Here is a 10,184-nt window from a genome sequence, read left to right as displayed (position 1 = left end):
TCCGAGAGAATCATACCTTCCAGGATTCGGGGCTTGTTATTACCGAAGTAACATCGCCCAACCTATAACAGTAAATTCATGCTTTAAAGCAAAAAGGAGCGACTGCCCGTCGCACAAAGAAGGTTCATGTAAAAATCACATGAACCTTCTTTACCTTATATTTAATTCGCTCCAACTAATGACCATTTATATAAATCATTATGGAAACCGAAAACTTTTGGCGCACCAACTGCAACATTTTTGCTAACAGCAGCAAAGTCGAAATCAGAATATAACGTGAATATCGGCATTTCTTCGCTCCATATAGCTTGTAGCTGATTGTAGATTTCTTTACGTTTTTCCGTATCTGGTTCTTGCTTTCCTTGTGCTAATAATTCATCTACTTCTGGATTATTATAATTAGTATAGTTACTTGAACCTTCTGAACCATAAATGGTTGTTAAATCTGGGTCAATGGTGTTCGTAAAGCCAATTAGCATTAAATCATATTCCCCAGCTTTTGCTTTGGACATAATAGTTGGGAAATCATATGTTGTTGTATTCAGCTTCAATCCTACTGCTTTTAAATTTTCTGCAATAATATCTGCTGACTGTTCACGAACTTTATTGCCTATTGGAACAACAAAATCAATCGTTTGATTAAAATCCCATCCTGCTTCTTCTAGTAATTGTTTGGCCATTTCAGGATCATATGAATATGTTTCTAGATTTGTATCTAAATATGGGCTAATAGATGTGTAGGGACCATCTACAATTTCTCCCTCTCCTTTTAATAGCTGATCGACAATTTTTTGGCGGTCAATAGCATAAGCGATAGCTTGTCGTACCTTAGGATCTGTTATTGTTTCTGTATTGAAGCTCATATTTTGATAACCATATGTTTTGTCTGTAGTAGTTGTTACATTTTCAAAGCCTTTTACCGTATCGAAATCTTGTACGGCGATTTTACCAATTCCACCTGCTGCATTCATATGAATTTCACCAGTCTGTAATTGAGCAACTAAATTTGCAGCTGGCATTATTTTTACAAATAGCTTATCTAATTCTACATCACCAAGATAATAATCTTCGTTCTTCTCATACTCTACATATTGATCCTTTGCATATTTAACGAATTTAAATGGACCATTTGTAACCGTTGGATTCATCATAAACGGATCCTTTTGTAAATTTTCTGGAGCAATAGAGCTTAATACATGTTCTGGTAGAATCATAAACTTAGAGCCTAATTGCTCTTTAACCATATTGGCATCTACAGGGGCTTTTGTTTTAAATTGAATGGTCTTATCATCTACAATCGTTAAAGAAGGTATTTCTGTAACACCATCGGGAAATTTGCCGTTATCAGTTAATCCATCTAGAATTGTTAAATATCCTCCTACAGCTGTTTCTGTTTTTGGGTTAGCTACTAGATTTAAAGTAAAAGCAACATCATTGGAAGTAACAGGTGTTCCATCAGACCATTTTGCGTCTGCATTAATTTTTATCGTAAAGGTCTGATTATCTTCTGTTTCAAAAGATTCCGCAAGCTTTGGAGTAAACTCTAATGGTCCAGTCATTTCCAGGAAGGTATCAAACATAAATTTCTCCAACCAAGCAGCTGCAATATCAGAGGAATTGATTGGATTAAAGCTAACTGGTGCATTAACAAGCCCAATATACATCGTGTTGTCTGAAGATCCGCCTCCACTTGAGGATGTATTTGCTCCAGTACAAGCAGATAGGAGTAACAGAATAGCAATAGACATGAGACACAGCATTTTTTTCATTTAAATTCCCCCCAATAGTAGTAGATTCTATATTTCTTTATCTCCTTATTTCAAACTCTTCGGATCCATTGCGTCTCTTAAGCCATCTCCCATAAAGTTAATAGAGATTACCGATAGAAGAATCATGATACCAGGTGGAATCCATAACCATGGTTGAGAGGCTAACACTGTAATAGATTGTGCCTCTGTTAGCATATTGCCCCAGCTCGCAGTAGGAGGTTGAACACCCATTCCTAGAAAACTAAGAGATGCCTCCATAATGATGGCAGATGCAATTCCAAATGTAGCATTAACAAGAATAGGGGCAATACAATTTGGTAAAATATGTTGAAAGACTATTTTAGGAGTTGAATATCCAAGTGCTACACCAGCTTTCACATAATCCATCTCCTTAATGGAAAGCACACTACCTCTAACAAGCCTAGCAATAGACGGCCATCCTAATAATCCTAGAACTAGTATGACATTGAATAAACTTGGACCCATTATACTTACAAGAACAAGAATAACCATTAGATAAGGAAAGGACATAAATACATCTGTTATACGCATAATAATCATATCTACCCACTTACCAAAGTATCCTGCTATAGCGCCAAGTATGGTTCCGATTGTTACATAAATAGCCACCGCTCCAACTCCAACAGATAATGATACACGGGCTGCATATAAAAGTCTGCTAAATAAATCTCTGCCTACCTCATCTGTTCCTAACAAATGATCAGCAGTTGGTGCAGCGGCAAATTCACCCTCCACTGCATAGGGATCATGTGGAGCAATAAGAGGCGCAAACACTGCAACAAGGACCATTAAGGTGAAAATGACTGTTCCAATGACTGCCAATTTATGCTTAAAGAAGCGCTTCGTAATGAGCCTTAAATAGCTTTCTTCTTTTTCTAAATGATCAGCTATTGGTAGAATAGCTTTGTTATTAATGGATAGCTCTGTATCCAATTTAGCATTAGGAATACTCATCTTCTCTCTCCTTTCCTAGTTATATTTAATACGAGGATCTACGACCGAATACAAAATGTCAGCTATCAGATTGGAGGATAGTACAGCAATTGCCGCAATAAAGTTGATGGCCATTAATGTTGGATAGTCACGGGATGAAATAGATTGAATAGTCAACTGTCCTAATCCTGGCCATTGAAATATTTGTTCCGTAACAACAGCTCCTCCAATTAGTACAGGAATTTCCATCCCGATGATTGTAATGATAGGAATAAGAGCGTTCTTTAATGCATGTTTGTTGGTTACCATAAACTCTCGTAACCCCTTCGCTCGAGCAGTACGCAAATAATCCTGTCCAAGCACCTCTAGCATACTACTCCTAACATATCGCACCGTACTACCAGCAATTCCGACTCCAAGTATCGCAGCAGGCATAATAAGATGAAAGAAGGTATCCATCAATCCACCATCACTTCCAAGTGTAAACATGCCGCCAGTTGGTAGAACATTTAGTACTAAAGAAAAAAGGTAAATACTACCTAATCCTAAAAAGAAGCTTGGAATAGATACACCTAAAAAGGAGAAAGTAGTTGTTAAATAATCAATCCAAGAATATTGCCTTGTTGCACTTAAGATACCTATAGGAATAGCAATAATATACGCAATAATTAATGCAGTACTCATCAGTAATAAAGTTGGGCCCACTCTTTCTAACACAATCTTCATTACAGGTTCATAGGTTGTATAAGAAAAACCAAAATCCCCCTGTAGTAAGTTTCCAAGCCAACGAAAGTATTGAATATATATGGGATCATTTAATCCTAATGCTTCCTTTTTAGCCTCTATATCTGCCTCGGTTGTATCAGGGTTTAAATACATATCAACAGGGTTTCCTGGAGCTAGGTTGATAATAAAGAAGTTAAAGACGGTTACACCAAGTAATACGGGAATGGCAATAAGTAATCTTCGAATAATATATTGAAACAATTGTCTCCCCCCTTTTTTAAATTAGTGGAAAATGGCAGGCAACAGAATGCTCTGGTCCTTGTAAAATTGGTTCCTTTTCTTTGCAAATCGCTTGGGATACGGGACATCTTGTATGAAATCTACAACCACTCGGAGGATTAGCAGGACTAGGTACATCGCCTTCTAAAACAATTCTTTCCCTGTCTCTAAGACGAGGATTAGGCACAGGATAAGCACTAAGTAAAGCCTGGGTATAAGGATGCTTGGGATTCCTAAATATCTCTTCTGTCTTCCCAATTTCTACTATCTTCCCTAAGTACATAACAGCAATTCGATCACTAATATACTTGACTGCACCAAGTCCATGAGCAATAAATAAATAGGTTAGGTTAAACTCTTTTTGTAAATCCTTTAGCAAATTTAGCACCTGTGCCTGAATAGATACATCTAAGGCCGATACTGGTTCATCACAAACAATCAACTTTGGATTTAGCATTAAAGCTCTTGCAATACCAATACGCTGTCTTTGTCCCCCTGAAAACTCATGAGGATATCTACCTTTATGGAATTTTGTTAAGCCTACTGTTTCGAGCATTTGCTCCACCTTTTTATTTGCCTCCTCCCTTGTTGCCAACTTATGGGCTAAAAGTGGTTCAGCCAGCAAGTCTCCAACCCTTTTTCGTGGATTTAAGGAAGAATAAGGATCTTGAAAAATAATTTGCATCTGCGTGCGAATTTTTCTTAACTCGTTCGATCCAATGGAGGCTAAATCCTTTCCTTCAAAAAGAATCTTTCCATCTGTGGGAGGATCTAGCTTTACTATTGCTCTCCCAGTAGTAGATTTACCACATCCAGATTCGCCAACTAATGAAATTGTCTCTCCTGGATAGATAGAGAAATCTAGTCCATCTACCGCTTTTACATGTCCAACTGTTTTAGATAAGACACCTTTTTTAATAGGATAATATTTTTTCAGTTGTTCAATCTCCACTAATGGTTGTTTTAATTCACCTAATATTCCGTCTTCTTTTTGTAAAGTTTCGGCACTCATACATAAACCTCCCTTTCTGTAGATGCATCCTCTTGCCTAGATTCTTCCTCATAGAGAAAACATCTCACTTTATGCTCTGATTGGTTATCTACATTAATATGAGGTGGTCTATTGGAGATGCATTTTTCCATAACATGTGGGCATCTTGTATGAAACCTACATCCTTGTGGCATATGTTGTAGAGTCGGAACAGATCCTGGAATAGAATATAGCTTCTCATCTGAATCATAATCTAAGTGGGGAATAGATTGGATTAATCCTTGCGTATAAGGATGCTTCGGATCATCAAAAAGAGTGAATACATCCGCTTCTTCCACCACTTGTCCTGCATACATGACCATCACTTTATCTGCCATTTCAGCGATAACGCCTAAATCATGGGTAATCATCATAATGGCTGTATCCGATTCTTCCTTCAGACTTCTCATTAGTTTAAGTATTTGCGCTTGGATTGTAACATCTAAAGCAGTAGTTGGTTCATCTGCAATTAATAGCTTAGGTTTACAGGAAAGAGCCATGGCAATCATTACTCTTTGACGCATCCCTCCAGATAATGCATGGGGATACTCATCAATAATAACTTCAGCTCTTGGAATACCTACTTTGTTTAACATTTCAATAGCGTAGCTTTTTGCCTCTTTCCCTTTTAATCCCATATGTAATTGAATGAGTTCCACCATTTGGTTTCCAATAGTGAAAACAGGATTTAAGGAAGTCATTGGTTCTTGGAAGATCATTGAAATTTCATTTCCTCGAACCTTTCTCATTTCTGCCTCTGATAATTTGACTAAATCTTTATCCTGCAAAGTGATAGTACCCTTCTTGATATAGCCATGAGTACCAAGTAAGCGCATAATGGAAAGGGAAGTAACACTCTTCCCACATCCAGATTCGCCAACAATTCCAATCGTTTCGCCAGGAGATAGCTTAAAGCTCACTTCTTCTACTGAAATCACTTCGCCTTTATCTGTACGAAAAGCTGTTTGTAAACTGTCTACCTCTAGAATATTTTGGTTCATTACTTCCCCCTCCATTATCTTTACTTTTTATTAAAACAATCCTTTTTTAAATAGTAGAGCTTTCTACAAGAACTTCCTTTTCTTCTAATTTTGCATAGTAATCTACTATACTTAAAAAGATTTTTGCTGTGTCTAGCATTGCTCTTTCATCAAAAGTGAATTTAGGATGATGATGGGGGTAAATTGCACCAATTTCTTCATTCCTTGCCCCCACAGAGAAAAAGCTTCCTGGTCGGTGTTGCAAGTAGTAAGCGAAATCTTCTCCACCCATTCCTGGTTTTCCAATTGTAACTAACTTCGTTTCAGGTAAATTTTGTTTAATGCAGCTTTCTAGAATAAGTGTTTCTTCTTCTGTATTTACTGTCGGAGGATATCCTTTTGTGTACGTGAATGTATAGGTTGCTTGAAATGCTTTACATACTCCACTGATTAACTGTTCCATCTCTTCTTCTATGAGAGAACGAACATCTTCATCAAAGGTTCTAATGGTTCCTGATAATTCCGCAGTATCAGCAATTACATTTCCAGCTTTACCTGCATGAAAGGAGCCAATAGAGAGCACAGCTGGTTTTTGTGGGTCTATGCGTCTACTAACAATATGCTTTAACTGATTAGCAATTTGTGCTCCTACAGCAATGGCATCAATCGTTTGATGAGGGGAAGCTCCATGTCCACCCTTTCCTTGAATTTTCAAATCAAACATATCACTAGCGGCGGACACTGGACCAATACCATATAGAACACTTCCTAATTCAGTTCCAGAGGCTAGATGTGCACCATAGACAACATCTACGCCGTCTAAACATCCATCTTCAATCATAGATATAGCACCACCTGGTGGTAATTCTTCAGCATGTTGATGCAATAATACGATATCTCCAACAAGCTCGCTACGATTTTCCTGGAGTACCTTAGCAACTGCTAAAAGAGTGGCGGTATGACCATCATGTCCACATGCATGCATGACACCAGGTATCTTTGACTTAAATGCTACATCCTTCTCATCTTGGATAGGTAAGGCATCAAAATCGGCACGGAGAGCAATGGTTTTACCAGGTTTTTGTCCATAAATCTTGCCTACAACTCCGTTTCCACCAACATTTCTTCTAACTTCTATTCCAAAACTCTCTAATAAATCGGCAATCATTGCACTCGTTTCAAACTCTTGAAAGGATAGCTCTGGATTTTCATGCAAATAGCGTCTCCATTCCACCATTTGATCGTACATTCCTTCCACTTCTTCATACCATTTTTCTAGCATTAGATTAGCACTCCTTTTCCTTTTATTGTTTGATTATTTTTTATACAACTGGCTCAGCAGCAATTTCTTTTAAGGAAAGAGAGACATAATAATCTACTATACTTAGAAATGCTTTTCCCGTATTTATCATGGCTCTTTCATCAAAATCAAACATCGGATGATGGTGTGGATAAGCTATACCGTCTGACACTTTCGCACCTGTATGAAAGAACATTCCTGGCTTCTCTTCAATATAATAAGAAAAATCTTCGGCTCCCATAATTGGTACAGAACGAGTAAGCATGCCTTTATCTAATGTATTCTCTACAACACTTTCAAAAACTGCTACTTCTTCTTCGTGATTATTAACAGAAGGATAGCCTCTTGTATAATCTACTTCACAAGATGCTTGCATACTCTCGCATAGTTCGTTTGCCATGTGTTTAATTTCACCTTCCATGAAGTCACGCAATTCTTTATCTAAGGTTCGGACAGTACCTGTCATTACTGCTGTATCTGCTATCACATTTTTCGCCATTCCTGCATGGAAAGAACCGATAGATAGTACTACAGGATTTAATGGATCCACTCTCCGGCTTGCAATAAACTGGAGTTGCGTAATTAAGGCTGTTCCAACTGCCAGTGCATCAATTGTTTCATGCGGTGCTGATCCATGCCCACCCTTTCCTTTTATCGTTATTTCAAAAGAATCTGCAGCAGCTTGTGAATAGCCTGGTTTATAATAGTATTTTCCAAGTTCACTTAATGAGGATAAATGGGAACCATAAACAACATCTACATCATCTAGACAACCATCTGCAATCATTGCTTGTGCACCACCTGGAAACATCTCTTCTGCATGCTGATGTAGCAAAACAATATTTCCGGCAATGCTTGCTCTGTTATCGTTCAAAACCTTTGCAACCGCTAGTAAAGTAGCAGTATGCCCATCATGACCACATGCGTGCATGACACCAGGAACTTTTGACTTATAAGGAACATCCTTTTCATCTTGAATAGGCAATGCATCAAAATCTGCACGTAAAGCAATGGTTTTGCCTGGCTTAGCTCCATAAATCTTGCCTACAACGCCTCTTCCACCTACATTTCTACTTACTTCAATGCCGAATCCTTCTAGTATGTCTGCAATCATCTTGGGTGTTTCTACTTCTTGAAAAGAAGTTTCAGGATACTGATGAAAATGTCTTCTCCATTCCACCATCTGGTCATACATTTCCGTTAATTCCTCGTGCCACTTTTCTAACATACATCTACCCCTCCATTTGCATAAATGATAGATTCAGCAAGGTTGCTAAATTTAAGTAAAAAAGGAATGGAACTTATCCTCTTTTCTAGTATTTTAACGAGGAATTAGTACATTGTAAATATTATTTTCTGAATATTTTGAATAGTTGTTAAACAATCTTACAATATAGAATTTATATGTATATTTATTCCTAGGCTTGTATACCAACACTGAATACGCTTTCTATTCTACTTATCTACTAAAAGGGTTTGTAAGATAATTTCTCCTAAAAAATATTCTTACCACACGAAGATAAAAGTTAGAGTGTATAATTATACGCTTAATTCTACATAATGAGACAAATTTCGTATCACACATACTAATACTATTTTGACAGAATGGAAAAAGTACTGTACTGTATAATCTTGCACACTCACTTTAACGCTTAAAAGCGTTTATGTAAAATAGTAATAGTTCGCTATTATTATTTTTTTGTAATAAAAGACAAGTAGAACACTGGAGGAGAATTTCTTGATTCAAGAGAATAAAGCATTAAACATACATGCCGCCGAGGCAGCTATATTTACCATATTATTAATGGGCGTACTTGGATTTTTGATAATTAAAATCGAGGTTGTACCACATATTGCTATCATGACAGGGATTATCATGCTATTACTATATGGCGCTATCAAGAAGGTTAGTTTTAAAGAATTAGAAAAAGCTATGATAGATGGAGTAAAACCAGGGTTAGGAGCTATTATGATTTTCTTTTTTATAGGAATGCTTATTAGTAGTTGGATGGCCAGTGGTACCATCCCAACCTTTATCTATTTATCTATCGAATTAGTTTCAGGGAAATTTTTCTATGCCATTGTTTTTGTTGTTACTGCCATTATTGGTGTGTGTATTGGTAGCTCCTTAACAACGGCTGCAACAATCGGAGTTGGATTTATTGGAATAAGTACTGCTTTAGATATATCACCTATCATTACAGCTGGTGCTGTTATCTCTGGTGCATTTTTCGGTGATAAAATGTCTCCCTTATCGGATACTACTATATTAGCTGCAAGTGTTACAGGAACTAACCTTTTTGAGCATATTAAAGATATGGCTTGGACAACTATTCCAGCTTTTATTATTTCCTTTATTGTCTACCTAATACTCTCACCTAAGGGATCGATTGAGAGTATGGAGAAAATAGAGATTATTAAAGAGACATTATTAAATATGAATCTTGTTCATTGGTACTCTCTAATTCCTTTTCTAATATTAGCCATCCTTGCACTTAAGAAAGCATCTGTTATTGCTACCTTATTTTCTGGAGTTCTCTCTGCACTTCTTATCTCCATATGGATAAACAACGGAGTGAATTTGGAAGGTATGTTGAATTTATTATATTCAGGATACAAGGCAACTAGTGGAGTTGCGGATTTGGATTCCATTTTATCAAGAGGTGGAATCGAAAGTATGATGTTCAGTATATCTATCATTCTACTTGCCTTAAGTATGGGAGGATTGCTCTTTAGATTAGGAATTATTCCTGCACTATTATCAGTTGTTCAAAAAATCCTAAATCGCGTTTCTGCGTTAATCTGTTCAGCAGCGGGTATGGCCATTGCGATTAACTTCATTATCGGTGAGCAATACTTATCTATATTACTAACAGGTAATGCCTTTAAAGATAATTTTACAAAAGCTGGATTAGAACCAAAGCATCTTTCCCGTGTACTAGAGGATGCTGGTACGGTAGTTAATCCACTCGTACCTTGGAGTGTTTGTGGCGTCTTCCTTGCTTCTGTATTAGGAGTTTCCGTTATGGACTATGTTCCTTTTACCTTTTTCTGCTTGTTGTCTCCTTTCATTACCTTGTTCTATGGATTCACAGGAATTTCTTTACAAAAGAAGAGGTAAAGTTCACTCTCCTAATCGTAAAAAA

8 protein-coding genes are annotated in these 10,184 nt (G+C 37.1%); 1 reads left to right on the top strand and 7 read right to left on the bottom strand.

Features of this window, described 5'->3' with window-relative positions; translation table 11 throughout:
• Positions 1-161 precede the first annotated feature (161 nt).
• Genes F9279_RS20095 through F9279_RS20065 form a run of 7 tightly spaced genes read right to left on the bottom strand, consistent with a single transcriptional unit; the run spans position 162 to position 8,266 of the window.
• Complete coding sequence (locus F9279_RS20095; RefSeq protein ID WP_152116018.1) at positions 162-1,769, bottom strand: ABC transporter substrate-binding protein; 1,608 nt, start codon at positions 1,767-1,769, stop codon at positions 162-164.
• Between the two features lie 45 nt (positions 1,770-1,814).
• Complete coding sequence (opp4C, locus tag F9279_RS20090) at positions 1,815-2,744, bottom strand: oligopeptide ABC transporter permease (RefSeq protein WP_152116017.1); 930 nt, start codon at positions 2,742-2,744, stop codon at positions 1,815-1,817.
• Between the two features lie 15 nt (positions 2,745-2,759).
• Positions 2,760-3,710 carry an ABC transporter permease gene (locus tag F9279_RS20085; RefSeq protein ID WP_152116016.1) on the bottom strand — a complete coding sequence of 317 codons (951 nt, stop codon included), beginning with the start codon at positions 3,708-3,710 and terminating at the stop codon, positions 2,760-2,762.
• A gap of 16 nt (positions 3,711-3,726) precedes the next feature.
• Positions 3,727-4,740, bottom strand: a complete 1,014-nt coding sequence (locus F9279_RS20080) for an ABC transporter ATP-binding protein (protein WP_152116015.1) — start codon at positions 4,738-4,740, stop codon at positions 3,727-3,729.
• Positions 4,737-5,759: an ABC transporter ATP-binding protein gene (locus F9279_RS20075; protein WP_152116014.1), complete on the bottom strand. Its 1,023-nt coding sequence runs from the start codon at positions 5,757-5,759 to the stop codon at positions 4,737-4,739. Before F9279_RS20075 ends, F9279_RS20080 begins: the two co-directional genes overlap by 4 nt.
• A 46-nt stretch (positions 5,760-5,805) precedes the next feature.
• Positions 5,806-7,020, bottom strand: a complete 1,215-nt coding sequence (locus F9279_RS20070; protein ID WP_152116013.1) for a M20 family metallopeptidase — start codon at positions 7,018-7,020, stop codon at positions 5,806-5,808.
• Positions 7,021-7,060: 40 nt separating this feature from the next.
• Positions 7,061-8,266 carry an amidohydrolase gene (locus F9279_RS20065; protein WP_152116012.1) on the bottom strand — a complete coding sequence of 402 codons (1,206 nt, stop codon included), beginning with the start codon at positions 8,264-8,266 and terminating at the stop codon, positions 7,061-7,063.
• Between the two features lie 510 nt (positions 8,267-8,776).
• Between F9279_RS20065 and nhaC the strand changes: the two genes are divergently transcribed.
• Positions 8,777-10,159 (top strand): Na+/H+ antiporter NhaC, encoded by a 1,383-nt coding sequence (gene nhaC, locus F9279_RS20060; RefSeq protein WP_152116011.1) that lies wholly within the window; start codon positions 8,777-8,779, stop codon positions 10,157-10,159.
• Positions 10,160-10,184 lie beyond the last annotated feature (25 nt).

It is taken from the genome of Bacillus sp. B1-b2 (assembly GCF_009183415.1).
GTDB lineage: Bacteria > Bacillota > Bacilli > Bacillales > Cytobacillaceae > Niallia.
This window is presented reverse-complemented; position numbering and strand designations above follow the sequence as displayed.

Coding starts and splice junctions, on each gene's coding strand:
- F9279_RS20075 (WP_152116014.1), bottom strand. CDS start 5,759: ATGAACCAAAATATTCTAGAGGTAGACAGTTTACAAACAGCTTTTCGT.
- opp4C (WP_152116017.1), bottom strand. CDS start 2,744: ATGAGTATTCCTAATGCTAAATTGGATACAGAGCTATCCATTAATAAC.
- F9279_RS20070 (WP_152116013.1), bottom strand. CDS start 7,020: ATGCTAGAAAAATGGTATGAAGAAGTGGAAGGAATGTACGATCAAATG.
- F9279_RS20080 (WP_152116015.1), bottom strand. CDS start 4,740: ATGAGTGCCGAAACTTTACAAAAAGAAGACGGAATATTAGGTGAATTA.
- F9279_RS20065 (WP_152116012.1), bottom strand. CDS start 8,266: ATGTTAGAAAAGTGGCACGAGGAATTAACGGAAATGTATGACCAGATG.
- F9279_RS20095 (WP_152116018.1), bottom strand. CDS start 1,769: ATGAAAAAAATGCTGTGTCTCATGTCTATTGCTATTCTGTTACTCCTA.